We start from the raw sequence: 25,352 nt of genomic DNA on the forward strand, positions 1-25,352 counted from the left end.
GAGCGGGCCGGATCGCAGCTCGGGCAATTTTCCCAAGCCGGATTGGGCATGGGTCTTTGGACCCCGGACGGCGGCTTTGATCTAATCGGGATGGAATTGTTCGAGGTCAGGAGCGGGGCAGCATGAGTTCGATGACGATTGGACCGATTGCAAACGGCGCGACCGACCCATCCGAGCGCAGCGCACTGCTGTTCTGGATGATCTTCACCGGGCTGTCGATCTTTGCCGTCGTGCTGCTGTGGCGGTTCGGCCTGATCCATCTGATGGTGACCTCGGACCGGACCTACATTTCGAGCGTGATCGCGGTGCTTTATCTCGCCACCTGCGGCCATTGCTTCCTGCGGACGCGGGCGATCGCGCGGGAGGGGGCGGCGGCGCGGCGCTGTCGCGCGGTGCTGGCGGCGCCTGACGGCGGCAAGGTGCTCGAGGCGCGCGCGTCCGCCTTGCCGCGCGGATTGGTGCGGGATCATATCGAGAGCCTCGTGACCAAGGCCGCCGCGCAGGATTATCGCCCGGTCGATCAGACACTGTTGCTGCGGACGCTGGCCGATCGCCTGCGCGGCTCCAACGGGTTTGGTGCCTTCGTCTCGGACACGCTGATGAAGCTCGGTCTGCTCGGCACCATCATCGGATTCATCATCATGCTGGCGCCGATCGCCGGGCTGGATGCCGCCGACAAGGTCGCGATGCGCTCTTCGATGGGGCTGATGAGTGACGGCATGGCGGTCGCGATGTACACGACGTTGGCGGGCCTCGTCGGGTCCATCCTGGTCCGCATCCAGTATTACATGCTCGATGCCGCGACCCAGCGGGTGTTCTCCGATGCCGTGGTCCTGACCGAGACTTATGTGACGCCGGTTCTTGAGCGCCAAGGCGCTGGTATCAAAGGCACCGGAATGCCGTCATGATGGATGATTTCGGTCTCTATCCGCGCGAGGAGCCGTTCGATCCGCTCGGCGTGATGCTGTTCAAGGCGCTCCAGGTGGTCGCCTTCCTGTTCTTTCTTGCGCTGCTCGCGGTCTCGCCAGACGCCAAGGACGGCAAGATCGACTCCAAAGCCGAGTTCATGATCACGCTGGACTGGCCGGACAATCACCCTGACGATCTCGACCTCTTCGTGCAGGATCCCGCCGGCAACATCGCCTGGTACCGCCACCGCGAGGCCGGCTTTCTCACGCTCGACCGCGACGATCGCGGCGGGGCCAACGACTTCATCATGGTTGCCGGCAAGAAGATCGCTTCTCCGATCCGCGAGGAGATCGTGACGCTGCGCGGCATCGTCCCCGGCGAATACACCGTCAACGTCTCGCATTTCGTGGCGACGACCGGCGAGCCTGTGACCGCCAATGTGAAGGTGCAGAAGCTCAACCCGACCGCGCAGGTGGTCTTCGACAACAAATTCACGCTCGATCATACCGGCGACGAGAAGACTGCGGTGCGGTTCCGGCTCGATGCCGAGGGCAAGGTCATCGACGTCAACCAAAGGCCGAAATCGCTGATGGAGACGTTTCGCAGCACCTGGCGGAATGGGGCTGATCTCGACCCGAGCACCGGCGTGAGCAAGAACGCTACGAGGGTCCGCCGTGATTGATTTGCAGACGGTCATCCTCACGCTTTCGGTCGCCTATGCCGTGATCGGCGCGCTGCTGCTGGTCGTGCTGGTCTATGCACGGCTGCACTGGTCGCTGAAGGCGGTCGCGGTGGTCGTCACCAGCGCTTTCTACATCGTCAGCTTCACGGAAATGCGCGGGTTGCTCGGCTGGGCCAGCACCGACCGGCTGCCTAACGCCTTCAAGCTGCTCAAGGCGCGGATCGTCGAGCCGCATTCGCTCGAGGGCGATCCCGGCTCGATTTATCTCTGGGTCGAGGAACTCGACGAGGACCACCGTCCGAGCGGAATCCCGCGCGCCTTCCGCGTCCCCTACAACGACACACTTGCCGAAAAAACCCATGCCGCAGAGAACGAGATCGCGGCCGGCCATCCCCAGGGCGGGCGCGCCGCCGACTTTGGCGGCGGCGAGGGCAGCCTGATCGACATGGTCCGGGAATATGTGACGCCCAAGGCGATCCTCGAGACCAGCGGCGGCGATTCCTCGACCGGGGAGTTCAATGCCCCGCCTGCCGGCGCGCAAGGCGCCGTCTTCACGCCGCTGCCACCGCCCCGGATGCCGCCGAAAGACGAGCAATAGGCTCCATCGCCGTCAGACCGGCGCTGGTCAACTGCCCCGCGCTGGCGCATCTTGTTGACCTCCCTCAAATTGGCTTTATCGGCTTCCAATAAGAATTTGAGGGTGGAGGGTGCGTGCTTCTCGCTGTCTTCTCGGATATTCACGGCAACCGGCAGGCGTTCGAGGCGTGCCTGAAAGTGGCCCGCGCCAGCGCCGCGGAGCGGTTCATTCTGCTCGGTGATTTCGTCGGGTACGGCGCGGACCCGGAATGGGTCGTGGACACCGCCATGGATCTGGTCGCCCATGGCGCCGTCGCCGTGCGCGGCAACCATGACGAAGCGGTCAATACGACCTCCGAGAACATGAATCACGATGCGCAGATCGCGATCGAGTGGACGCGCGGGCGGCTCGATGCGGCTCAGCGGCGGTTCCTGGCCGAGCTGCCGATGCTGGCGGAGGACGGCGATCGTCTGTTCGTGCATGCCGAGGCCTCGAGCCCCAAGCGCTGGAACTACGTTCGTTCGACCACGGATGCCGCCAAGAGCCTGATCGCGACGCCGTCCCATGTCACCTTCTGCGGCCATATCCACCGACCCGCGCTCTATTCGATGTCGGTGACGGCGAAGATGACGAGCTTCGTGCCCAAGACCGACGTGCCGGTGCAGCTCCTGCGCGGGCGGCAATGGCTCGCCGTGCTCGGCTCGGTCGGCCAGCCGCGCGACGGCGATCCCTCCGCATCCTTCGTGCTGTTCGACACGGTCTCGTGCCAGATCACCTATTGCCGCGTGCCCTATGACATCGCAAGCGCTGCGAACAAGATCCGCGAGAACGGCCTGCCGCCCTGGCTCGCCGACCGACTGTCGCAGGGACGCTAGATGCCCAAATCCCTGATCAAATCGGGCGCTGTCATCGACGGCTACACGATCGGCGAATGCGTCCATGCCGGCGGCATGGCGACGCTGTGGACCGTCACCCATCCCGGCATCGACGTGCCGCTGCTGATGAAGGTCCCGCGTGCCTCGGAAGGCGAGGACCCCGCCGCGATCGTCTCGTTCGAGATGGAGATGATGATCCTGCCAAGGCTCGCGGGTCCCCATGTGCCGCGCTGCTACGGCACGGGCGATTTCGCGCGCCAGGCCTATGCCGTGATCGAACGCATTCCCGGCACCACGCTCTACAAGCGGCTGCCCGATCTGCCGCTGCCCTACGAGGAGGCGCGGCTGCTGGTTGCGAAGATCGCGGCCGCACTCGCCGATCTGCACCGGCAGAACGTGATCCATCACGACATCAAGCCGAGCAGCGTCATGTTCCGTGAGAGCGGGGATGCCGTGCTGATCGACTACGGCCTGTCGCATCACGACCATCTGCCCGATTTGTTGCAGGAGGAGTTCCGTCTGCCTTACGGCACCGCGCCTTACATGGCGCCGGAGCGGCTGCTCGGCGTGCGCGACGATCCGCGCAGCGATCTGTTTTCGCTCGGTGTGCTGCTCTATTTCTTCACGACCGGCGAACGTCCCTTCGGCGAGGGCGAGACGCTGCGCGCGATGCGGCGGAGGCTGTGGCGGGATCCGCATCCGCCGCGAAGCTTGCGCGCCGACTATCCGCCCTGGCTCCAGGAAGTGGTGCTGCGCTGCCTGGAGATCGAGCCGGTCTGGCGCTATCCGACCGCGGCCCAGCTCGCCTTCGATCTCGCCCACCCGAACCAGGTCAAGCTGACCGCGCGTTCGGAGCGGCTGAAGCGCGATCCCCTCTCCGTCGCGTGGCGCCGCCGTTTCAATCCGGATGTCAAGCAGCCGCGGACGAAGCCCGACGTGGCGGAGCAGATCGCTTCGAGCCCGATCCTTGCGGTCGCGCTCGACACGGTGGAGGGTACGCCGGAGCTGAACGAGGCGCTGCGCGTCACGACCGAGCGCATCCTGGCGACGCTGCCGTCGGCGCGGCTCGCCTGCGTCAATGTGCTCAAGCTCAACCGCATTGCCATCGACAAGACGTTGGACGAGCAGGGCTCCAACAAGCATATCGACCGGCTGGTCGCGCTTCGGCACTGGGCGACGCCCCTGAAGCTGGACGAGAGCCGGCTGTCGGTTCATGTGCTGGAGGCGGTCGATCCCGCCGCGGCGCTGCTGGAATTCGCCGAGGTCAACCAGGTCGACCATCTCATCGTCGGCGCGCGGCAGAGTTCGTTCAGGCGCACGCTGCTCGGCAGCGTCTCGGCCAAGGTCGCCGCGGAGGCGACCTCCACCGTCACCGTGGTGCGACCGCCGCGAATGGCTGCGGCGAAACCGGGCGCCGGCGTGGTCTGGGGCTAGGAAAGATCAGGCCGCGTGAGCGGTGTGGATCGCGCGCTTGCGGCGGATCGGCCAGGCGAATTGCGGGCCGGTCTCGCCGTGGTCGGCATGGCCGCCGAAATACTGGATGATCTCGCGGCAGGGTTCGCAGGCAAAGAGATTACGCGACGCGGCTGCCTTGGCCATTTCCTTGAGACAATTGGGGCAGTGCGGTTTCATGGTTCAATCCGGAAAAGAGAGTCTCAATGTCCGCGCTGCGAGGCGAACGAATGATCGAGGTTTGAATTGTCGGAGCCGGCATCCTTGTCGAATGCACGATCGGTGCGCTCGAGGCGACCGAAGAAATAATCGAGGTTCGGATGCGGGCGACGCGGGATGCGGCAGCGGCGCTTCGGCAGGCGCTTGACCAGAGCGATTTGCATGGCGTCAGCCCCGGTCGCGGCGGATGAGACGGGCGGAGCGCGCCGGGACTCTTTCCGGTCCGGCCGATGGGCCAAACACGACAAACGCACTGAAACCGATCCACAACGCTACGCCAGTCCAAACCAGGGTCGTCGTCATGATGTGCTCCCGTCAAAAGCAGGCAGGAGCTAGTAGCGGTGATTTGCGCGAATCAGTGAAGTCCGGATGAGTACGGATCGTGAGTGCAATTTTAAGTAATGCGTGCTGCGGCTTCCGTAAAAGTCGCAGGTTTTTCGGGCTCGCGCAGCCCGAAGCAGTTCAAATCGCTTCGCCGCGTGCGCCGAGGGCCGCGTTGCGTATCGCTGCAATATTGTTCTTGTAGGCTTCGAGCGTACCGCCCTTGAAAACGGAGGTGCCGGCCACGAAGGCGTTGGCGCCGGCGGCTGCGAGCGCGCCCGCGACGTCGGGGCCGACGCCGCCGTCAACCTCGATATCGATGGGACGGCCAGCCGTCATCGCGCGGATGTCACGGATCTTGCCGATCGCGGAGGGAATGAAGGCTTGGCCGCCGAAGCCCGGATTGACCGACATCACCAGCACGAGGTCGACCAGATCCAGCACGTATTCGAGCGCGCTGATCGGCGTGCCTGGATTGAGCGAGACGCCGGCCTTCTTGCCGAGCGCGCGGATCGCCTGCAACGAGCGATGCAGATGAGGACCTGCCTCGGCATGCACGGTGATGTGGTCGCACCCGGCTTTGGCGAAGGCTTCGAGATAGGGATCGCAGGGCGAGATCATCAGGTGCGCGTCGAACACCTTCTTGGTGTGCGGGCGCATCGCCTTGATGACCTCGGGGCCGTAGGAGATGTTGGGGACGAAGTGCCCGTCCATCACGTCGAGATGGATCCAGTCGGCACCGGCCGCATCCACCGCACGAACCTCCTCGCCGAGCTTAGAGAAGTCCGATGCCAGGATCGAGGGCGCGATGGCCAGGGGGCGAGGGGTGAAGGCTTGGGTCATGGCGCTGTTTCCGGGGCGGCCGAGGGACTGATGGCTTCGCCTAACATGGGCTTCTCAGCCGGGCAATGCAGGGAGGGCGAGCTTCCTGTGGGCGGAAAATTCTGCCGTCGGCGGCATGAATTGCCGATGTTCCCGCAGCCCGCAAAGAATGGCGGATACGGATTTCATTGAGCTTTTCGCGCTGGCACGACGCTTGCTGATCTTGTGCTTGGAACATTGGCCGCGGCATGCCGCAAGGGTTGGAGTTGTGCAATGTTGTTTGCGCTTGGTGCCGTCTCGACTGCGCTTGATGCCATTCAATCGCTGACGAGCTCGAAATCGTCCTCGAGCCAACAGGCCAATTCGTCGCAGCGGGCATCGACCAATCCCTTCGCGATCGACAGCGACGACGGCACCACAAGCAATGCGACCTCGTCGGTCAATGCGGGAAAATATCCGCAGATCTCGCCGGAGACGATGAACGCGTTGTTCGCGGCGCAGAGCCAGTCGACGGGTTCGACCAGCGCCACCTCATCGAGCGCGACGACATCGACGCCGACCGGCCGCGACGCTGCTTTGAAGGACCTGTTCTCGCAGATCGATGCGGACGGCGACCGCAAGATCACCAAATCCGAGTTCGAGAAAGCGCTGGGCGCCGGCGGCACAAACCTCACGCAGGCCGATGACGTGTTCTCCAAGCTCGATAGCAATTCCGACGGCAGCGTCAGCCTGGACGAGATGTCGAAGGCGCTGAAGTCCGGTCATCACGGCCACCATCACGCGCAAGGGACGAGCGGTTCGGGCGACGTCACCGGCGGTTCGGATTCTTCCACGTCGCAGTCCAGCGGCGGGTCGACCTCGACCACGACGACCGGCGCCGACGGCTCGACCACCACCACCGTCACCTATGCCGACGGCTTCAAGATGTCGACGACCGTGCCCGGCGCCTCCAGCTCGTCCAATGCGAACGGTGGCGGCAATTCCCCCTATGACTGGTTCGGCCAGATGATGCAGCGCCAGGCTCAGACCGCGGGCTCGGCTGCTTCGTCCATGTCGATGAGCGTGTAAGCTGCGGTCGAAGCTAGCCGGCAAGCTCGTGCGTGATGTCACGATAGGCATACCGGTCGCGGATTTCGTGGTTGAAGAACGTGCCTTTTGAGCGGGCATCCCTGAACGCGGCAGCGACCTCGGGCGGAACGTTCTCGTAAACATACAGGCGGCCGCTGACGAAAGTGACCTGCAACTCGCGGGTGTCGGGAACATAGCGAAAGAAGCGGATCACGGAAGACGGCATGACGGTGCACCTGGCCTCGTCGGCTAACGCCGTGTCCGCCGTTTCGCTGCTAGCCGAACCGGTCCTTCCACGCCGGCTGGGCGCCGGGAACCGGCAGCGCGGTCGCGCTGTAGACGCCGCGCGCGATGGCGCGGGCGACCACGTTCGCGGCGACCATGCCGAGCTCGGTCATGCCGACGATCGGATCGATCGGCTTTGCACCCGTCGCGGCGGCGAACAGCACGTCACCGTCGGTCGGAGCATGGACGGGGTAGATTGCGCGGGCGAAGCCGGTGTGCGCGATCATCGCCAGCCGCTTGGCCTGAGGCTTGGTCAGCACCGCATCGGTGACGAGGACGCCGATCGTGGTGTTCTCACGCTCGCTTGCGGCTGGGCCGCCCTTGATGCGCATCCTGAGCATGTCGTCGGTGAATTTGTCAGGCAGTCCGCGCCCGCCGAACTCGCCGTCCACCTCGAACGGCGCCGCCCAGAACCACGGTCCGTCGCCGACGGTGGCGCTTCCGACGGCATTGACCGCGATGATCGCCGCCACCTTGACGCCGTTGGCCGTGACAGCGGATGCCGAGCCGAGTCCGCCCTTGAATGTCGCGGTGGTGGCGCCAAAGCCCGCACCCACGCTGCCGAGCGCAAATTCCGTCCCGGCGGCGACCGCCGCGGCGTAGCCGAGATCGCGATAGGGCGCGAAGCGGCCCCAGGCCTTGTCGCCGCCATTGAGCAGATCGAACAGGATCGCGCCGGGGACGATGGGGATCAGCGCCTCGCGGACGCGGAAGCCGCGCCCCTGTTCGGCGAGCCAGGCCTGGATGCCGCCGCCCGCCTCGATTCCGAAGGCTGAGCCGCCGGACAGCGCGATTGCGTCGACGCGTTCGACCGTGCTGGCGGGATCGAGCAAGGCGTCCTCACGCGTTCCGGGGCCGCCGCCGCGGACGTCGATCGCCGCCACCGCCGGCTGGTCGAACACGATCGCCGTCGCGCCCGAGGCGAGCTTCGCGTCATGGGCATGGCCGACGCGGACGCCGGCGATATCGGTGAGGAGGTTTTTCAAGGGCGACACTCCATGCGCTTCGGGCCTCAGCGATAGCGCACGCCAACGTCCCGCTCAACTCGCCAGCGCCGTCCTGAGCATCTTGGCGAGCTCCGACTTGCGGTAGGGCTTGGCCAGCAGCAGCACGCCGGAATCGAGCCGGCCGTGATGGACGATGGCGTTCTCGGTGTAGCCCGAGGTGAACAGCGTCTTCAGATCCGGGCGCCGCCGCGCCGCCTCGTCGGCGAGCTGGCGGCCGTTCATGCTGCCGGGCATGATGACATCGGTGAAGAGCAGGTCGATGTTCTTGTCGGCATCGATGATGTCGAGGGCTTCGGCGGCGTTGGCCGCCTCGAGCGCGGTGTAGCCGAGGCTCCTGACCTGGGTCACGACATATTGCCGCACCAGGGCGTCATCCTCCACGATCAGGATCTTCTCGTCGCCGCCGGTGATGGGCACGTTCTGCAGCGCCTCGTACTCGGTCTCCTGCACGCCGGTGGACCGCGGCAGGTAGATCTTCACGCTCGTGCCGTGGCCTTCCTCGCTGTAGATCTTGATGTGGCCGCCGGACTGCTTGACGAAACCGAAAACCATGCTGAGGCCGAGGCCCGTGCCTTTGCCGACCTCCTTGGTGGTGAAGAAGGGATCGAACACCCGTTCGAGCAGCTCGGCCGGAATCCCTGAGCCGGTGTCGCTGACCGCAATCATCACGTAATTGCCCGCCACGACATCGGGATTCATGCTGGCATAGCCGTCGTCGAGAAAGATGTTGCGGGTCTCCAGCACCAGGGTGCCGCCATCGGGCATGGCATCGCGCGCGTTCAATGCGAGATTGAGGATCGCGGTCGAGAGCTGGCCCGGATCGATCAGTGCGGGCCAGGCATCCTCGGTGAGCTGCGGCATGATGGTGATCTGCTCGCCGAGCGTCGGGTGCAGCAGCTTGGCGGCTTCGAGCACCAGCGCATTGACGTCGATCTCGCGCGGCTGGAGCGGCTGCTTGCGGGCGAAGGCAAGCAGGTGCTTGGTCAGCTGTGCGCCGCGTTCGGCGGCATCGTCGATCAGCTTGGTGATGGCGGCAAGCTGGGGCCGGTCGGCGACCGCGTCCGATAGGATTCCGATCGTGCCGGTGATGACGGTGAGCACGTTGTTGAAATCGTGGGCGACGCCTCCAGTCAGTTGTCCGATCGAATCCATCTTCTGGACCTGCCGGAGCTGGGCCTCTGCGGCCTGCTTGTCGGTGAGGTCGCGGCCGATGAAATAATGGCGCTTGACGGGCTCCGACCATGTGCCCATCCAGTTCAGCGTCACCTCGTGGCCGTCATAGTGATAATAGCGCGCCTCGAAGCTGCGCTTGACCGCGCCACGTCGCGCTGCGCGCATCTCGCCCCGCGTCTTCTCGAGATCATCAGGATGGATGAACTCGGTCGCGCTATGCCCGATCATGTCCTCCGGGTCGTAGCCGAGGATATCCTTCACGCTCGGGCTGACCTGGATGAACTTGCCGTAACCGTCGGTCACCAGGATCAGGTCTTGCGAGGTCTCGAAGATGCGCTGGCGCTCCTCGATTTCCCGGTGCAGCTTTTCCCGCGACTGCTTCTCCTCGGTGATGTCGTGGGCGATCTTGGAGACGCCGATGATTTCGCCGGTGGCTGATTTCAGCGGAGATATGTTCAGCACGAGATCGATCGGACGTCCGTCCTTCCGCACACGGACGGTCTCGTGCTGGGCGATCGATTCGTTGGTGGTGACGCGGTTGAGGATACTTCTGACTTCGGCCCTGCGATCCTCCGGCACGATCATCTCGATCGATTTGCCGATGGCCTCCGCGGCCGAATAGCCGAACAGGCGCTCGGCGGCCCTGTTCCAGCCCGTGATGATGCCGTCGAGGGATTTCGTGATGATGGCATCGTTGGAGGACTCGACGACGGCGCCGTAGAGCGCCAGGCGTTTGCTGTAGTAGTCGCGTTCCGATGCCGATTGCTCGCGTAGCCGGCCAACAAGTCCCATCGTGCTCGCCTGGAGGCGAACGTTTTCGATCAAGAGCACGGCGAGCACGAAGCTCGCGGCGCAAAGCCCGTAGAGACGGCCGGCGTAGAAGCCGAGGTCGTACCGGGCGACGTTAACGATCGCCGACAGCGCGATATCGAACAGCCAGGCGCAGATCGTGACCATGAGCCAGATGTCGATCACCGTGTGCGGCTTGCGGAGCCACAGCGTGACCAGTGCCGCGAAACTCAACGACCAGACGAACGACACGACGCCGATCATCACGGTGGTGTAGCGACCGTCCCTGAGCAGCACCGGCAGTAGATCATGTTGCGCGGTGACGATCCAGGCGATGACGGCCATCGCCGCCACCACGCCGAGGATGGTCAGGACGATCGCGCGTCCAGTCGGTCCTTCGATCTTGCCGCCGCCGTTGTCATCCTTGAGCCATCCATAGGCCAGCACGAACAGCGGGAACCCGCCGTGCCAGATCATGTAAAGCCAGACTGTGGTCTGTGAGCCGGCGCCCAGCAGCCCGGCCGGTGCGAACAGGCCGGGGAAGGTGAGGCAGTGGGTCACCGCCGCGGCTGCGGTGAACAGATAGCCGGTCGACAGCAGCAGCAGCGCGCGGCTGCGCAGGACGGAGAATTGCGACAGCAGCAGAACTGCGGTGATGATGTCGCTGACGGCGAGCGCGGATTGGTAGCTGGCGACGAAGGCTGGCACCGGGGTCAGCGGGGTCCCTGCGAACGGGACTGCCAGCGCGAACAGGATCGCGGAGATCGCGACGATCGCCAATGCTGCGGTGCGATCACTCTGCGCGGCAGGTAACATCGAAAGGAATGTGCTTCGGTCGTTCTTTGCGTGCACGTTGACCTCGCGCTGGGTCGTCATGAGTAGTCCGCGTGACTTCGTATGGCCGGCTGCCTTGGTCTCCATGGTAGCCGGCTCCGGGCGCGTGTCCCGAGGAGATCCGCCGACGACTCAACCGAGGGTTACAGCTTACTTAACCTGGACAGAGAATCGGAATAGGGAATCGGTAAGATTGGCTTTACTGGAAGTGCCCCATACTGCTGCGGCGCATATGGCTGCCCAATTGAACCAATTAATGATGTGAATCCGGGAGTTGTTCCCATGCCCCGTGTCCTTGTTGTCGATGACCAGAAGGACGTGCGCGCAATGGTTTCGATCGTTCTCCGGGTCAACCGTTATGACGTGGTCGAAGCGGAGAGCGGCGCGGCCGGCCTGAAGGCCTTCAGCGAAGATGTATTCGACGCGGCGATTGTCGACATTTTCCTGACCGATACCAGCGGTATGGACGTCATTGCCGCTATCCGGGAGCGGGCTCCCGAATTTCCGATCGTGGCGGTATCAGGCATGACGGCGCTGGATTTCATTGGCGAGGCGCCCGGTCTTGACGGCGTGATCTGCCTGCAAAAGCCGTTTCGGCCGAACGATTTGCTGCAAGCGCTCCGAAAGGCGCAGGGAGCGGGCGGCGAACTGTCCGCCGCCGTCTGAGGGACCGCAAAGAAAACGCCCCGGCGGACCGGGGCGTTGGCGACGATTTGACGAAAAGGTCAGGAAACCTGTCTCAGGTCCCGTTGCCGCTGACCTCGGCGTAGCCGCCCTTGGCATCCCATTTGTAAACGACGTAGTCGATCTGCTTGATGTCGCCCTTGGCGTCATATTCGATCGGGCCGATCACGGTGTCCCACTTGCCGGCCTTCATCGCCGCCATGACCTTCTTGGCGTCGGTGGTGCCGGCCTTCTTGGCGGCCTGCGACCAGACCTGCATCGCGGCATAGGTGTAGAGCGTGTAGCCCTCGGGATCGATGTTCTTGGCCTTGAAGGCCTCGACGATCTTCTTGGCGGTGGGCTTGTTGCGCGGATCGGGGCCGAAGGTGAACAGCGTGCCTTCGCCGGCGGGGCCGGTGATGGATGCGTATTCCTTGTCGGCGAGCGCGTCGCCGGCCATCAGGATCGTCTTGAGGCCCTGGTCACGCATCTGGCGCAGGATCAGGCCGCTCTCCTGATGGTAGCCGCCGACATAGACGAGATCGATGTTGTCGCGCTTCAGGCGCGAGACGATCGCGTTGAAGTCCTTGTCGCCCTTGTTATAGGACTCGTACATCTTCTCGGTGATGCCGGCCTTGTTGAGCGCTTTCTTGGTCTCGTCGGCAAGACCCTTGCCGTAGGTGGTCTTGTCGTTGAGGATCGCGATGTTCTTGCCTTTGAAGTTCTTGGCGATGTACTGCGCCGCGATCAGGCCCTGCTGATCGTCACGGCCGCAGACGCGCGCCACGTTCCAGAGCTTGCGCTCGGTGAAGAGCGGATTGGTCGAAGCAGGCGTGATCTGGAGCACGTTGCCGTCGGCATAGGCCTCCGACGCCGGGATCGACGATGACGAACAATAGTGCCCCGCCACGAACGGGATCTTCGAACTCGCGATCTTCTCGGCGACCGAGCGCGCCTGCTTCGGATCGCAGGCATCGTCCTCGACGTCGAGGGCGAGCTTCTTGCCGTTGACACCGCCGGCGGCGTTGATGTCAGCGACCGCCATCTCGGCGCCGTTCTTCATCTGGCGGCCGAAGGCGGATTCGCCGCCGGTCATCGGGCCTGCGACTGCGATGGTGACATCCTGCGCGAATGCCGCGCTCGACAACGCGATCGACGCGCCGAATGCCAGACCGATGAGCTTCAGTGATTTCATGAGATACCTCGCGGGTGATCGCCTGTGGAAGTTGCCGGGCTCGCCCGGTTCAAACCGGCGCCATTCTTGAATGAATCTGGCGAGAAGTCACCGGCAAAATACGGGCATTCGCCTAGATATCTCGCCGCATTCCACCGCACCGAACCCGGATCCGGGGCGCCTCAGCCGTGTCGGCCGCCTTCCAGATAGGCGGCGCGAATCTCGGGGCGCTGCAGCAACTCCGCACCTGTTCCGGCCAGCGTGATCAGGCCATTGACCATGACGTAACCGCGATGGGCGAGCTTGAGCGCGTGGTTGGCGTTCTGCTCGACGATCAGGACGGTCAGGCCGTCCTGCCGGTTCAACGTGCGGATCGCATCGAAGATCTGGCGGGCGATCAGCGGCGCGAGCCCGAGCGAGGGTTCGTCGAGCAGGAGCAGGCGCGGGCGGCTCATCAGGGCGCGGCCGATCGCCAGCATCTGCTGCTCGCCGCCGGACAGCGTGCCGCCGCGCTGGACATAGCGCTCCTTCAGGCGCGGAAACAGCGTGAAGACACGCTCCAGCGTTGCCTCGCGTTCCGCATCGGTGCATTCGGTGGCGTCCGCACCCATCTGGAGGTTTTCCGCCACGCTCATGCGGGGGAAGATGCGGCGTCCCTCAGGCGATTGCGCGATGCGCAAATGCGCGATCTCGTGGGTCGGCACGTCGGTGATGTCGTGGCCTTCATACAGGATCTGGCCGGCGCGGGCGCGCGGCTTGCCGAAGATCGTCATCATCAGCGTCGATTTGCCGGCGCCGTTGGCGCCGATCAGGGCGACGATCTCGCCGGCATTGATCTCGATATCGACGCCCTTCAGCGCCTCGATCTTGCCGTAGGCGGCGCGCAGGGACCGAATCGCGAGCAGCGGAGTGGCAGACGTCACGATCCGCTCTCCATCACGGCCGCAGCCTCTTCCTCGTCGGTGCCGAGATAGGCGGCGATCACTTTCGGATCGTCGCGCACCTCCCGTGGCGTGCCTTGCGCGATCTTCACGCCATGGTCCATCACCACGATGTGGTCCGAGATCTCCATCACCACCGACATGTCGTGCTCGATCAGCAGGATCGAGGTGCCAAGCTCGTCGCGGATCGACAGCAACAGCTCGCTGAGCGCAGCGCTTTCCCGCGCATTGAGGCCGGCGGCGGGCTCGTCCAGACACAGAAGCGCGGGCCCGGTGCACATCGCGCGCGCGATCTCGAGCCGGCGCTGATCGCCATAGGCGAGATTGCCGGCGGCGTCGTCGGCGCGGTCGAGCAGGTTGATCCGCTTGAGCCAGTCGGTGGCGAGCGCAATCGCCTGCTTTTCGGCGTCGCGATAGGTGGGGACGCCGATCAGGCCGAGAAACGTGAAGCCCGAAGCGCGCATCAGCGCGTTGTGCTGCGCCACCATCAGGTTCTCGAGCGCGGTCATGCCGGGAAACAGGCGGATGTTCTGGAACGTGCGAGCCACCTTGGCCTGCTTGGCGATGCGGAAATCGTTGAGCCGCTCCAGTGCGATCTGCCGGCCATCGTCATGGGTGAGGCGGATGGCGCCGCCGCTCGGCTTGTAGAAGCCGGTGATGCAGTTGAAGACGGTGGTCTTGCCGGCACCGTTCGGGCCGATCAGCGCGGTGATCTTCTTCCGTTCGGCCGCAAACGACAGGTCCTGAACGGCGACGATGCCGCCGAAACGCATGGTGAGCCGGTCGACGCTGAGCATTGTCTCGCCGCTCATCCGTGCCCCTCCTTGACGAGGTCGGAGGAGATGGCCTGCGCCTTGGTCAGATATACGGTCGGCGCGCGATGGCCGATCAGGCCGCGCGGCCGCCAGATCATGATCAGCACCATGGCGATGCCGAACACCAGCATGCGATAGGTCTCCAGGCTGCGGAACAGCTCGAAGCCGCCGATCATGGCCAGCGCCGCGAGTGCAACGCCGAGCTGCGAGCCCATGCCGCCGAGCACGACGATGGCGAGCACCAGTGCCGATTCCTGGAAGGTGAAGGATTCCGGGCTGATGAAACCCTGGCGCGTCGCGAAGAACGCACCGGCAAAGCCGCCGAACATCGCGCCGGTCGCGAACGCCGTGAGCTTGGTGGTCGTGGTGTTGATGCCGAGCGCACGGCAGGCGACTTCATCCTCACGCAGCGCCTCCCAGGCGCGGCCGATCGGCAGGCGGCGCAGGCGGATCGTGACCCAGTTGGTCAGCAGCGCCAGCGCCAGGATCAGATAGAACAGGAAGACGATGCGCTGCGTCGGGGAATATTCGATGCCGAGTTTTGCCGCGAGCCCGTCGTCGCTGTTGTCGAGCGGGATACCGAAGAAGGAGGGGCGCGGAATGCCCGAGACGCCGTTGGGTCCGCCGGTCAGATCCTGCCAGTTGATGATGACGAGGCGGATGATCTCGCCGAAGGCGAGCGTCACGATGGCGAGATAATCGCCGCGCAGGCGCAGCACGGGGAAGCCCAGCAGCACGCCCCAGAACGCGGCAAGGATGCCGGCCAGCGGCAGGCAGATCCAGAACGACCAGCCGAAATTGGTGGCGAGCAGCCCGTACGAATAGGCGCCGACCGCGTAGAAGGCAACGTAGCCGAGATCGAGCAGGCCGGCCAGGCCGACCACCACGTTGAGGCCCCAGCCCAGCATCACATAGGTGAGCACGAGGATCGCAAGGTCGAGGATGTAGCGTTGGTTATAGAAGATGACGGGCACCAGCAGCGTGAAGATCAGGAGCGCCGGTGCTAGGTAGCGGCCGATGAACGACGTGCCGCTCTGCACCGAAGCCGGCACCAGCTTTTCGGCGCCGGTCGAGCCGATCCATTGCCTGATCAGCTCGATCACGATCGAGCCGCCGAATACTGCGGCGACGAGCGAAGCGAGATCGCCGAAGCGCGTCCAGTAGGTGAGCTGGCCGTCGGACCCCGCCTCGGTCCGGATGCCGACCATCAGCGAGAACAGCACCAGCGCAATCAGTGCGTTGACGAAAGCGGTCTTGAGGAGGAAGGGAATGCCTGTCGCAGGCTTTGTTGTCATTGTCGAGGGAGCTGTCACGCGGCCGGTCCCTCAGACTTTTTCGACTTCGGGACGGCCGAGCAGGCCGGTCGGCATGAAGATCAATACGACGATCAGAATGGAGAAGGCCGCGACGTCTTTGTATTCCACCGAAAAATAGGCCGACCAGAACGTCTCGATCAGGCCGATCGCGAGACCTCCGAGCATGGCGCCCGGAAGCGAGCCGATGCCGCCGAGAACGGCGGCGGTGAACGCCTTGATGCCGGCGACGAAGCCCATGAAGAAATCGACCAGGCCGTAATAGAGCAGGTACATCAGGCCGGCGACGGCAGCGAGCGCAGCACCGATGACGAAGGTCATGGAGATGGTGCGGTCGACGTTGACGCCGAGCAGCGCCGCCATAGTCTGGTCCTGCTCGCAGGCGCGCATGTCGCGTCCGAGCCTTGTGCGCGAGACCAGCCAGGTGAAGATGGCCAGCAGCACGATCGTGGTGACGACCACCATGATCTGGATGTTGGAGAGCTGGATGACGAATCCGTCCGGGCTCTCGTGCAGCGTGTAGCCGCCGGTGATGAAGGGCGGGATCGGCTTGACGCGAGCGCCTTGCGCGACTTGCGAGTAATTGGTCAGCACGAAGGACATGCCGATGGCCGATAGCATCGGGGCGAGGCGGAAGGAATGGCGCAGCGGCCGGTAGGCGATGCGCTCGATGGTCCAGCCATAGAGCGCGGTGATCGCCATCGAGACCAGCAGCACCACGAGCAGAATTACCGGGATTGCCGTCAGGCCGAGCGAGATCAGGATCAGGAAGGTGATGAGGGCGATGAAGCCGCCGATCATGAAGATGTCGCCATGGGCGAAATTGATCATGCCGACGATGCCGTAGACCATCGTATAGCCGATCGCGATCAGACCGTAGATGGAACCGAGCACGAGGCCGTTGATGAGCTGCTGGGCGAAATAATCCATAGGCTGCCGTTACCCAAACCTGACGCGATTTGATGGGAGGTCTTCGAGAGAGAGTGAGTGCTTGCGTTTCTTCTCGGGCCCCGGCAGCCCCTCAGCGTTCTTCGTTTTGTAACAGGAGGGAACTGGCGGCTGCAACTGGGCTGGCCTCGGCATAAAGGATTGTACAGAGGTCATTTTGGTGACGGGTGTCATCTTCCGGTTCCGCGCCTGCGAGGAACAGGGTTCCGCAGGGCAACTAAATCCCCGGCCGTTTGTTCTTCTTCGACTGACGTCCAACAAGGGAGTTCCCCCCGATGACGAAGCAGCAGAACCAGAATCCGGGCCAGCAGAGTCAGAGCCCCGGTCAGCAGCGCCCAAGCCAGCAGCCGGGGCAGCAGCAGCAGGGCGGCGGCCAGAAACCCGGACAGCAGCAGCAGCATGATCCGATGCGCCAGGGCGACAAGCCCGGCCAGCAGCGGGGCGGTCAGCAGGACAACAGATTGGACTGAACGTCCAGGAAGTAGCGTGAAGGGCCCCGCTGGAAGGCGGGGCCCTTTTTCCGTTGTGGAGAACGGTCGGCGGGCAGTTAAGGTAAACAAAGGGTTTAAATTGCCGCCACAGTCTGATGCGAGTTAGCTCCCGCGGAGCCTTCCATCGAAGGCGATGAGACGAAGCGGGAAGCGGCATGTTCAGGAATTGGCGGATCGGCTCGGTCAACGGCGCGCTGCTGGCGGCCTATTTCATTCCGGCCTGGACGCTGGTTGCCTTCAACATCTTCGTGGCGCCGGTGCACGGTCTTTATGAGCGGCCGAGCGTCGCCGTGGCACTCTTTCTCAGCGACCAGCTTCAGATGTCCGGAATGAGCACGGTGCGCGCGGCCTGGCTGCTCGCGCTCGGACGTCTGACCGTGGTGGCGTTCTTTGCAATATATCTGGCGATGCTGGCCATTCCGCGCACCCGCAAGAGCGGAGCGAGCGACGAGGCGCTCGGAATTGCGCTCGCCATCGGCAGCGTGATCTCGTTCGCGAGCATGGTGATGGCCTCGAAGGTCGGCGAGATGGCCGCGCTTCGGCTGCACGCCACCGAGCTGCTGCTGCTGCTCGGTGCTGCAATCGTGCTGGTGATCGAGCGGCCGGCGGCTGCGCCGAAGATCGTCGACGTCGAAGATACCGCGCCGCTAGCCTTTGATGAGGCCGAGCTCCTGCACAATCGCTGAGGCTTCCTTGACGGCGTGGTTCGCGGCCGGAACGCCGCAATAGATCGCCTGCTGCAGCAAGATCTCCTTGATGTCGTCGGGAGTGAAGCCGCCCTCGGCCAGCGCCGCGCGCACGTGCAGGCGGAATTCGTCCCATTGTCCGAGCGCGACCATCGTGCCGATCACCAGCACGCGCCGCGTGCGTTCGTCGAAATGCGGCCGCGTCCAGATCTCGCCCCAGGCGTAGCGGGTGATCATGTCCTGGAAGTCGGTGTTGAACGCGTTGCGATTCGCGATCGATTTGTCGACCCAGGCATTGCCCAGCACTTTTCGGCGCACGGTCATGCCGGCATCGCGGCGCTTCTGGTCGTCCATGCCTGTTTCCTTCCGGTGTTTACGAGATCAGCGTTGCGTCAAGAATCCCACCACCGCATCGGTGAATGCGTGCGGCTGCTCGACATTGGAAATATGGGCGGCGTCGATGATGGTCATGCTGGCGCCGGGAATGTTCGAGCGGATCAACTCGCCGGCCGCGATCGGCGTCGCCACGTCGTGGCGGCCGGCAATCACCAGGGTCGGGCTCTTGATCTTGGGCAGCAGCGCCCGCTGATCGAGCGTCGACAGCGCCTCGCAGCAGGCGAGATAGCCCTCGACCGGGGTCGCGAGCAGCATCGATTTCATCTTCGCCGTGATCTCGGGTGCGCGCTCGCGGAAATCCTGGGTCAGCCAGCCGGCGATCACGCTGTCGGCAACCGCTGCGATGCCGCCCTTCTTCACCGCGTCGATGCGCTCCAGCCATTTGGTCGGCTCGGCGTAGTAGCAGGAGGTGTTGGCGAGGATGAGCTTGCCGAACCGCTCAGGCGCATTGGCGCCTAGCCATTGACCGACCATGCCGCCCATCGACAGGCCGCACCAATGCACCTTCTCGATGTTCAGATCGTCGAGGATCGCCAGCACGTCGCGGCCGAAACGCTCCATCGTGTAGGGGCCGGGCGGGACATTGGACTTGCCGTGGCCGCGGCGGTCGTAGCGGATGACGCGGAACACCTGCGTCAGCGCCTTCATCTGCGGCTCCCACATTTGCAAGGTGCAGCCGAGCGAATTGGAGAGCATCAAGGTCGGCCCGCCGTCGCGGCCCTCGACGGAGACGTTGAGCAGGCAACCGTCGGCATCGATCATGGGCATGCGGCGTCTCCGTTATTCTCGCTCAAGGCTGCTCTATTCGCGATCGAGGCTGTCGAGCAGCCGGTCGATCAAGGCTTGGGAAGCGCCTTGATAGGCCATCGGCTCGAACAATGCCGCAATTTTCTCGGGCGTCAGATGCGCGGTCACTAGCGAATCGACCGACAGCACCTCGCGCAGATGCTTCTTCTCCGCGACCGCGCGCTTGCTCGCGGCCTCGATGAGATGATGCGCATCGCTCTTGCCGATCTTGTCGGCGAGCGCAAAGGTGACCGCTTCCGCCATGATCAGCCCATGCGTCGCATCGAGATTGCTGCGCATGCGCGCGGCATCGACGTCCAGCCCTTCGGCGATGTCGACGATGGCGGCAAGCGCGCCTGACGTGACCAGCATCAGTTGCGGCAATGTCGGCCATTCCGCGTGCCACGGCCCGGCGCTGCGCTCATGGTCCTGCACCTGGGCCGCAAAAATCGTCGCAGCGAGCTGCGGGGCCATCGTCGCGCAGCCGAGCGCGCTTGCGGCGGCGACCGGGTTGCGCTTGTGCGGCATGGTCGAGGAGCCGCCGCGGCCTTCGCCGGCGGGTTCGAACGCTTCGCCGACATCGGTCTGCATCATCAGCGAGACGTCGCGCGCGATCTTGCCGCAGCTTCCGGCGAGAATCGCGAGGGCTGACGCAGCTTCCGCGATGCGGTCGCGATGGGTGTGCCAGGGTGCTTCCGGCAACGGCAAATTCAACTCCTGCGCCAGCCGTTCGGCTACGACGAGACCTTTGTCGCCGAGGGCTGCAAGTGTGCCGGCGGCACCGCCGAATTGCAGCGCGAGCCCTTCGCGGCGGAGCCGCCGCAGGCGGCAGCGCGCGCGGGCGAGGCTCGAGGCGTATTCCGCGGCCTTCAGGCCGAACGGCATCGGCAGCGCGTGCTGAAGCCACGTCCGCGCGACCATTGCGGTGTTGCGATGGGCGCGGGCCAGCGCGGCAAAGCCCTTGATGGCCCGGTTGAGATCGACCTCGAGCGCGTCGTTGGCGGCGCGCAAGCCCAGCATGGTCGCGGTGTCGAGGACGTCCTGGCTGGTCGCGCCCCAATGCACGTAGCGCGCGGCCTCGGGATCGGCCTTGGCCACATTGGCGGTCAGAGCTTTGACCAGGGGAATCGCGAGATTGCCCGATCGGGTCGCGGCCTCCGCCAGAGCAGCCATGTCGAAGACTTCGGCCTTGCAGGCCGCTTCGATCGGGCCCACCGCGGAGGTGGGAATCACGCCCGTCGCGGCTTCGGCCCTTGCCAGGGCTGCCTCGAAATCGAGCATGTTCTGGAGCGTGGACCGGTCGTCGCAGACACTGCGCATGGCTGCGCTCGACAGCATCGGCGCAAGCAGGGGGGAGAGGGCTGTGCTCATGTTGCGCGGGACCTAATCACCATGATCAGGCTCTGCCAATCCCCGACGGGGTCGCGCAAGATTTTTTGCAAGTGCGAATATGCATTGCACGTGACCCGAAGGTACCCTTTCCTTTGCGGCCTTCGTGCGTTACTTGAGCAATATTGTTCTGATGTGATCCCGGGAGGCGCCCCATGGCCATGACGATGAACGGCGAGGTCCAGCTCGCAGCGCCGCGCGAGGCCGTGTGGGAAAAGCTCAATGATCCCGCAGTGCTGAAGGCCTGTATCCCCGGCTGCGAGGAGCTGGAGAAGACCGACGACGGCGGCTTTCGCGCCACGGCCAAGATGAAGGTCGGCCCGGTCTCTGCGCGCTTCAAGGGCAAGGTGACACTGAGCGATCTCGACCCACCGAACGGCTACAAGATCTCGGGCGAGGGCGAGGGCGGCGTCGCCGGTTTTGCCAAGGGTGGCGCGGCCGTGAAGCTCGCCGAGAAGGACGGCGGCACGCTGCTCTCTTACGATGTGGAGGCCCAGATCGGCGGCAAGTTGGCGCAGCTGGGCCAGCGCCTCATCAACGGTGCCGCCAAGAAGCTGGCCGACGAGTTTTTCGCGAACTTTGCCAAGGCGGTACAGGGCTGAAACCTATCGTCTTTCGGCATAGCGGCTTGCGTCCGGGGTGATGTTGCCCCAGGGGACAATGGCCCATATGATGGGTTGGAATAATTATAAAAAAGAACCGCTTCGACGGGACCCGTCGGGGCGCTGACAGAGAGTGCTTATGGCAAAAATCTCCCTCATCGTGAACGGCAATCCTGTTACGGCCAATGTCGATCCGCGTACGCTTCTGGTGCAATTCCTGCGCGAGAATCTGCGCCTGACCGGCACCCATGTCGGCTGCGACACCTCGCAGTGCGGCGCTTGCGTCGTGCACCTCGACGGCAAGGCCGTGAAGTCCTGCACCACACTGGCGGTGATGGCCGACGGCCACGAGGTCAAGACCATCGAGGGCCTGGCGGCCGACGGCGCGCCGCTGCATCCGATGCAGGAAGCCTTTCGTGAGCACCATGGCCTGCAGTGCGGCTTCTGCACGCCCGGCATGATCATGACGGCGATCGACATCGTCCATCGCAAGGGCCACGAGCTCGACGACCATACGATCCGGGAAGAACTGGAAGGCAATCTCTGCCGCTGCACCGGCTACCAGAACATCGTTGCCTCGATCGCCGCCGGCGCCAAGGCGATGGCGAAATCGGATCTCGCGTAACCGCCGCCCTCCCGCGATCAGGACACCCTCATGTACGAATTCAAATACCACCGCCCCGGGACCGTCCGGCAGGCCGCCAATCTCCTGGTGAAGAACGAAGACGCCAAGCTGATCGCCGGCGGTCACACGCTGATTCCGGTCATGAAGCAGCGGCTGGCCAGCCCGCCGCATCTGGTCGACCTCTCCCATATCGAGGGGCTGAACACGATCGAGATGAAGGGCCGCTCGCTGGTGATCGGCGCCACCGCCAAACATGCCGAGGTCGCGACCTCGGCCATCGTCGGCGAGGCGATTCCCGCGCTGGCCGATCTTGCCGGCCAGATCGGCGATCCCGCCGTGCGCCACAAGGGCACGATCGGCGGTTCGCTCGCCAACAACGATCCCACCGCGGACTATCCTGCCGCCGTGCTGGCGCTGGGCGCGACCATCGTCACCAACAAGCGTCGCCTCAAGGCGGAAGAGTATTTCCAGGGCCTGTTCTCGACCGCGCTGGAGGCCGACGAGATCATCACCAAGGTGATGTTCCCGCTGCCCAAGAAGGCCGCCTACATCAAGTTCCGCAACCAGGCCTCGCGCTACGCGCTGGTCGGCGTCTTCGTGGCGCGGCGTCCCTCGGACGTGCGCGTCGCCGTCACCGGAGCCGGTTCGAACGGCGTGTTCCGCGTCGAGGCCTTCGAGGAGGCGCTGAAGAAGCGGTTCTCATCCAAGGTGCTCGACGGCATCGAGGTGCCTGCGGAAGGGCTGAACAGCGACATCCATGGCAGCGCCGAGTACCGTGCCCATCTGATTGGCGTGCTGACGCGCCGCGCCCTCGATGCCGCCAACGCCAAGGAGTGAGTGAACCTCACGCCTCGGCCAAACTTGTCCCGTGAGGGCGTAAGCGAGACTGGCTTTCATGACTTCAGCGACCCTGCCGGCATCGGTCGATGCGATGCTCGAACTCTTGACCTCGCGCGGCTATCTCGCCGAGCGGTCGCTGGCGACGGTGACGTATCTCTCGCTGCGCATGGGCCGCCCGCTGTTCCTGGAAGGCGAGGCCGGCGTCGGCAAGACCGAGATTGCAAAGGTGCTCTCGGCAGCGCTCGGGCGGAAGCTGATCCGCCTGCAATGCTACGAAGGTCTCGACGTCTCCTCCGCCGTCTATGAGTGGAACAGCGCCGCGCAGATGATCGCCATCCGGATGGCCGAAGCCGCCGGCGACACCGATCGCGAGCAGCTGTCGAGCGACATCTTCGCGGACCGATACATGATCAAGCGGCCGCTGCTCCAGGCACTGGAGCCGGACGTTGCCGGCCCTCCGGTGCTGCTGATCGACGAACTCGACCGTGCCGACGAGGCCTTCGAAGCTTATCTTCTGGAGATCCTCAGCGACTTCCAGGTGACGATCCCGGAATTCGGCACCGTGAAGGCGCCGCATCCGCCGATCGTCATCATCACCTCCAACCGCACCCGCGAGATTCACGACGCGCTGAAGCGGCGCTGTCTCTATCACTGGGTCGATTATCCCGCCGCCGAGCGCGAGCTTGCGATCGTCAAGTCGCGCGTGCCCGGCATCTCCGCCAAGCTGTCGCAGCAGGTCGTCCGTTTCGTGCAGGCGCTACGCGATCAGGATTTTTACAAATCGCCAGGGGTCGCCGAGACCATCGACTGGGCCACCGCGCTCTCGGAGCTCGATGCCCGCTCGCTGACCCCGCAAGTGGTCGGCGACACGCTGGGCGCGCTGCTCAAGTACCAGGACGACATCACCCGCATGCAGGGCGACACCTTGCAGAAGGTGCTGAAGGAAGCGACGAGCGAGAATTGACGCGCGGGCGTCATAACGAACTCGTCATTCCGGGGCGCGCGTAGCGCGAGCCCGGAATCCATCGGGCCGCAGGGACAGTGGATGAATGGATTCTCAGATGCGCAATTGCGCATCATAGCTCGCGCCAAAGCGGGCGCGCCCCGGAATGACGGCTGAGAGTGTGGACGCATGGCCATCAACCATCTCGCGCCTGAAAAGACCGAGCAATTCGCCGACAACATTGTCGGCTTCGCCCGTGCGTTGCGCTCTGCGGGCATGCCGGTCGGGCCCGGTGCGGTGATCGATGCCATGAGCGCGCTGCAAGTGATCGACATCGGCAACCGCGCCGACGTATTCACCACGCTGGAGGCGATCTTCGTCAAGCGCCACGAGCACGCACTGATCTTCAAGCAAGCCTTCAATCTGTTCTTCCGCGCCTCGGAGGAATGGAAGCACATGCTGGATTCGGTGCCACTGCCGGAGGAAGCCAGGAAGAAGCCGCAGGCCGGCGCCCGCCGCGTGCAGGAGGCGATGTCGCAGCCGCGGATGACGGAGACGCCGCAGCATCAGGAGCAGGATCTGCGCCTGTCGGTCTCCGACAAGGAAATCCTTCAGAAGAAGGATTTTGCACAGATGAGCGCGGCCGAAATCACCGAAGCGCTGCGGGCCATCGAGAGGATGCACCTGCCGCAGGCGGAGCTTCTGACCCGCCGCTACCTGCCCGATCCGCGCGGGCTGCGGCTCGACCTGCGCCGCACCTTGCGCGCCTCCTTGCGCACCGGCGGCGACATCATCGACATTCATCGTCGCGGGCCGATCCAGAAGCCGGCCCCGATCGTGGCGCTGCTCGACATCTCCGGCTCGATGAGCGAGTACACCCGCCTGTTCCTGCATTTCCTGCATGCCATCGGCGACGCACGCAAGCGCGTCTCGGTATTCCTGTTCGGCACGCGCCTCACCAATGTGACACGCGCGCTGCGCCAGCGCGATCCGGACGAGGCGCTGGCGAGTTGCTCGGCCTCGGTCGAGGACTGGGCCGGGGGCACGCGGATCTCGGCCTCGCTGCACAACTTCAACAAATTGTGGGCGCGGCGCGTGCTGAGCCAGGGCGCCATCGTGCTCTTGATTTCGGACGGGCTGGAACGCGAGGCCGATTCCAAGCTGGCCTTCGAGATGGACCGGCTGCACCGCTCCTGCCGGCGGCTGATCTGGCTGAACCCGCTGCTCAGGTTTGGCGGCTTCGAGGCCAAGGCCCAGGGCATCAAAATGATGCTCCCGCACGTTGACGAATTCCGGCCCGTGCATAATTTGAGTTCGATCCAGGAGCTGATCGCCACGCTCTCCCGGCCGCTGCCGCCGCATCACCGCAGTCTGATCCGCTCCGCAGCTTGAGAGGTCCACCATGCTCGATCGCGACGAGGATATTCTGAAGGCGGCGGAAGACTGGCAGAAGGCCGGCCGGGGCGTCGCGCTGGCGACGGTCGTGGAGACCTGGGGCTCGGCGCCGCGCCCGGCGGGCTCGAGCCTCGTCATCAACGACGAGGGCACGTTTCTGGGCTCGGTCTCGGGCGGCTGCGTCGAGGGCGCCGTCGTTACCGAGGCCATGGATGTGATCGCGAGCGGCAAGCCCAGGATGCTGGAGTTCGGCGTCGCCGACGAGACGGCCTGGAATGTCGGCTTGTCCTGTGGCGGCACCATCCGCGTCTTCGTCGAGAAGGTCGGGTAGC

29 protein-coding genes are annotated in these 25,352 nt (G+C 64.5%); 15 read left to right on the forward strand and 14 right to left on the reverse strand.

Annotation, left to right across the window (positions count from 1 at the left end; genetic code table 11):
* The first annotated feature begins 122 nt into the window (after positions 1 to 122).
* The 5 genes from X265_RS15120 (at position 123) to X265_RS15140 (ending at position 4,477) form a co-directional block, all read left to right on the forward strand.
* Positions 123 to 908, forward strand: a complete 786-nt coding sequence (locus X265_RS15120; RefSeq protein ID WP_128965534.1) for a MotA/TolQ/ExbB proton channel family protein — start codon at positions 123 to 125, stop codon at positions 906 to 908.
* Positions 905 to 1,591, forward strand: a complete 687-nt coding sequence (locus X265_RS15125) for a DUF2135 domain-containing protein (protein WP_128965535.1) — start codon at positions 905 to 907, stop codon at positions 1,589 to 1,591. Before X265_RS15120 ends, X265_RS15125 begins: the two co-directional genes overlap by 4 nt.
* A complete protein-coding gene (locus tag X265_RS15130; RefSeq protein ID WP_128965536.1) occupies positions 1,584 to 2,189 on the forward strand; it encodes a hypothetical protein in 606 nt (201 codons plus the stop codon). Before X265_RS15125 ends, X265_RS15130 begins: the two co-directional genes overlap by 8 nt.
* A 113-nt stretch (positions 2,190 to 2,302) precedes the next feature.
* On the forward strand, positions 2,303 to 3,043 hold the full coding sequence (locus X265_RS15135) for a metallophosphoesterase family protein (protein WP_128965537.1): 741 nt from the start codon (positions 2,303 to 2,305) through the stop codon (positions 3,041 to 3,043).
* Positions 3,044 to 4,477, forward strand: a complete 1,434-nt coding sequence (locus tag X265_RS15140) for a serine/threonine protein kinase (protein WP_128965538.1) — start codon at positions 3,044 to 3,046, stop codon at positions 4,475 to 4,477.
* Between the two features lie 6 nt (positions 4,478 to 4,483).
* Here the strand turns inward: X265_RS15140 and X265_RS15145 are convergent, their stop codons facing one another.
* From X265_RS15145 to rpe, 3 genes are all read right to left on the reverse strand, one after another.
* The gene (locus X265_RS15145; protein WP_092293791.1) at positions 4,484 to 4,675 is read right to left on the reverse strand and encodes a hypothetical protein; all 192 of its coding nucleotides are present in this window, start codon (positions 4,673 to 4,675) and stop codon (positions 4,484 to 4,486) included.
* A 23-nt stretch (positions 4,676 to 4,698) separates the two neighbouring features.
* On the reverse strand, positions 4,699 to 4,878 hold the full coding sequence (locus tag X265_RS15150) for a hypothetical protein (RefSeq protein ID WP_128965539.1): 180 nt from the start codon (positions 4,876 to 4,878) through the stop codon (positions 4,699 to 4,701).
* Between the two features lie 298 nt (positions 4,879 to 5,176).
* Positions 5,177 to 5,878 (reverse strand): ribulose-phosphate 3-epimerase, encoded by a 702-nt coding sequence (gene rpe / locus X265_RS15155; protein WP_128965540.1) that lies wholly within the window; start codon positions 5,876 to 5,878, stop codon positions 5,177 to 5,179.
* 252 nt (positions 5,879 to 6,130) lie between these two features.
* Between rpe and X265_RS15160 the strand changes: the two genes are divergently transcribed.
* Positions 6,131 to 6,925 (forward strand): EF-hand domain-containing protein, encoded by a 795-nt coding sequence (locus X265_RS15160; protein WP_128965541.1) that lies wholly within the window; start codon positions 6,131 to 6,133, stop codon positions 6,923 to 6,925.
* A 13-nt stretch (positions 6,926 to 6,938) separates the two neighbouring features.
* Here X265_RS15160 and X265_RS15165 read toward each other — a convergent pair whose 3' ends face one another.
* The 3 genes from X265_RS15165 to X265_RS15175 are packed head-to-tail and all read right to left on the reverse strand — an operon-like array spanning position 6,939 to position 11,055.
* Positions 6,939 to 7,151 (reverse strand): KTSC domain-containing protein, encoded by a 213-nt coding sequence (locus X265_RS15165; RefSeq protein ID WP_128965542.1) that lies wholly within the window; start codon positions 7,149 to 7,151, stop codon positions 6,939 to 6,941.
* A gap of 49 nt (positions 7,152 to 7,200) precedes the next feature.
* Positions 7,201 to 8,196, reverse strand: a complete 996-nt coding sequence (locus tag X265_RS15170; RefSeq protein WP_128965543.1) for a P1 family peptidase — start codon at positions 8,194 to 8,196, stop codon at positions 7,201 to 7,203.
* 54 nt (positions 8,197 to 8,250) lie between these two features.
* A complete protein-coding gene (locus X265_RS15175) occupies positions 8,251 to 11,055 on the reverse strand; it encodes a PAS domain S-box protein (protein WP_128969277.1) in 2,805 nt (934 codons plus the stop codon).
* A 240-nt stretch (positions 11,056 to 11,295) separates the two neighbouring features.
* Here X265_RS15175 and X265_RS15180 point away from each other — a divergent pair, with 240 nt between their 5' ends.
* The gene (locus X265_RS15180; protein WP_128965544.1) at positions 11,296 to 11,679 is read left to right on the forward strand and encodes a response regulator; all 384 of its coding nucleotides are present in this window, start codon (positions 11,296 to 11,298) and stop codon (positions 11,677 to 11,679) included.
* Positions 11,680 to 11,752: 73 nt separating this feature from the next.
* On the opposite strand, the gene X265_RS15185 is transcribed toward X265_RS15180, so the two are convergent.
* From X265_RS15185 to X265_RS15205, 5 genes are all read right to left on the reverse strand, one after another.
* The gene (locus X265_RS15185; RefSeq protein WP_128965545.1) at positions 11,753 to 12,871 is read right to left on the reverse strand and encodes a branched-chain amino acid ABC transporter substrate-binding protein; all 1,119 of its coding nucleotides are present in this window, start codon (positions 12,869 to 12,871) and stop codon (positions 11,753 to 11,755) included.
* 161 nt (positions 12,872 to 13,032) lie between these two features.
* Positions 13,033 to 13,773, reverse strand: a complete 741-nt coding sequence (locus X265_RS15190; protein ID WP_128965546.1) for an ABC transporter ATP-binding protein — start codon at positions 13,771 to 13,773, stop codon at positions 13,033 to 13,035.
* The gene (locus tag X265_RS15195; protein ID WP_128965547.1) at positions 13,770 to 14,603 is read right to left on the reverse strand and encodes an ABC transporter ATP-binding protein; all 834 of its coding nucleotides are present in this window, start codon (positions 14,601 to 14,603) and stop codon (positions 13,770 to 13,772) included. Before X265_RS15195 ends, X265_RS15190 begins: the two co-directional genes overlap by 4 nt.
* A complete protein-coding gene (gene livM, locus X265_RS15200) occupies positions 14,600 to 15,901 on the reverse strand; it encodes a high-affinity branched-chain amino acid ABC transporter permease LivM (RefSeq protein ID WP_128965548.1) in 1,302 nt (433 codons plus the stop codon). Before livM ends, X265_RS15195 begins: the two co-directional genes overlap by 4 nt.
* Before the next feature lie 30 nt (positions 15,902 to 15,931).
* Positions 15,932 to 16,849 carry an ABC transporter permease subunit gene (locus X265_RS15205; RefSeq protein ID WP_063679322.1) on the reverse strand — a complete coding sequence of 306 codons (918 nt, stop codon included), beginning with the start codon at positions 16,847 to 16,849 and terminating at the stop codon, positions 15,932 to 15,934.
* A 293-nt stretch (positions 16,850 to 17,142) separates the two neighbouring features.
* Here X265_RS15205 and X265_RS40470 point away from each other — a divergent pair, with 293 nt between their 5' ends.
* Entirely contained in the window at positions 17,143 to 17,337 is a 195-nt protein-coding gene (locus tag X265_RS40470; protein WP_164938600.1) for a hypothetical protein, read from the forward strand.
* A gap of 176 nt (positions 17,338 to 17,513) precedes the next feature.
* A complete protein-coding gene (locus X265_RS15215) occupies positions 17,514 to 18,044 on the forward strand; it encodes a hypothetical protein (RefSeq protein ID WP_128965549.1) in 531 nt (176 codons plus the stop codon).
* Here the strand turns inward: X265_RS15215 and X265_RS15220 are convergent.
* The 3 genes from X265_RS15220 to X265_RS15230 are packed head-to-tail and all read right to left on the reverse strand — an operon-like array spanning position 18,006 to position 20,597.
* Positions 18,006 to 18,398 (reverse strand): carboxymuconolactone decarboxylase family protein, encoded by a 393-nt coding sequence (locus X265_RS15220; RefSeq protein WP_057748880.1) that lies wholly within the window; start codon positions 18,396 to 18,398, stop codon positions 18,006 to 18,008. The genes X265_RS15215 and X265_RS15220 overlap by 39 nt on opposite strands.
* Positions 18,399 to 18,425: 27 nt before the next feature.
* Positions 18,426 to 19,208 (reverse strand): 3-oxoadipate enol-lactonase, encoded by a 783-nt coding sequence (gene pcaD, locus X265_RS15225; protein WP_128965550.1) that lies wholly within the window; start codon positions 19,206 to 19,208, stop codon positions 18,426 to 18,428.
* A gap of 33 nt (positions 19,209 to 19,241) precedes the next feature.
* Complete coding sequence (locus X265_RS15230) at positions 19,242 to 20,597, reverse strand: 3-carboxy-cis,cis-muconate cycloisomerase (protein ID WP_128965551.1); 1,356 nt, start codon at positions 20,595 to 20,597, stop codon at positions 19,242 to 19,244.
* 173 nt (positions 20,598 to 20,770) lie between these two features.
* Between X265_RS15230 and X265_RS15235 the strand changes: the two genes are divergently transcribed.
* The 6 genes from X265_RS15235 to X265_RS15260 all read left to right on the forward strand — a co-directional run bounded on the left by X265_RS15235 (position 20,771) and on the right by X265_RS15260 (position 25,351).
* Complete coding sequence (locus tag X265_RS15235; RefSeq protein ID WP_128965552.1) at positions 20,771 to 21,217, forward strand: SRPBCC family protein; 447 nt, start codon at positions 20,771 to 20,773, stop codon at positions 21,215 to 21,217.
* 139 nt (positions 21,218 to 21,356) lie between these two features.
* Positions 21,357 to 21,842, forward strand: coding sequence for a (2Fe-2S)-binding protein (locus tag X265_RS15240; RefSeq protein ID WP_063703155.1), 486 nt, complete (start codon positions 21,357 to 21,359; stop codon positions 21,840 to 21,842).
* 30 nt (positions 21,843 to 21,872) lie between these two features.
* Complete coding sequence (locus X265_RS15245; protein WP_128965553.1) at positions 21,873 to 22,679, forward strand: FAD binding domain-containing protein; 807 nt, start codon at positions 21,873 to 21,875, stop codon at positions 22,677 to 22,679.
* Between the two features lie 58 nt (positions 22,680 to 22,737).
* Positions 22,738 to 23,646 (forward strand): AAA family ATPase, encoded by a 909-nt coding sequence (locus tag X265_RS15250; protein WP_128965554.1) that lies wholly within the window; start codon positions 22,738 to 22,740, stop codon positions 23,644 to 23,646.
* 168 nt (positions 23,647 to 23,814) lie between these two features.
* Positions 23,815 to 25,017 carry a vWA domain-containing protein gene (locus tag X265_RS15255; RefSeq protein ID WP_128965555.1) on the forward strand — a complete coding sequence of 401 codons (1,203 nt, stop codon included), beginning with the start codon at positions 23,815 to 23,817 and terminating at the stop codon, positions 25,015 to 25,017.
* A gap of 10 nt (positions 25,018 to 25,027) precedes the next feature.
* Positions 25,028 to 25,351: an XdhC family protein gene (locus tag X265_RS15260; protein ID WP_128965556.1), complete on the forward strand. Its 324-nt coding sequence runs from the start codon at positions 25,028 to 25,030 to the stop codon at positions 25,349 to 25,351.
* The last annotated feature ends 1 nt before the right edge of the window (position 25,352 follow it).

It is taken from the genome of Bradyrhizobium guangdongense (assembly GCF_004114975.1).
In the GTDB taxonomy this organism is placed as follows: Bacteria; Pseudomonadota; Alphaproteobacteria; order Rhizobiales; family Xanthobacteraceae; genus Bradyrhizobium; species Bradyrhizobium guangdongense.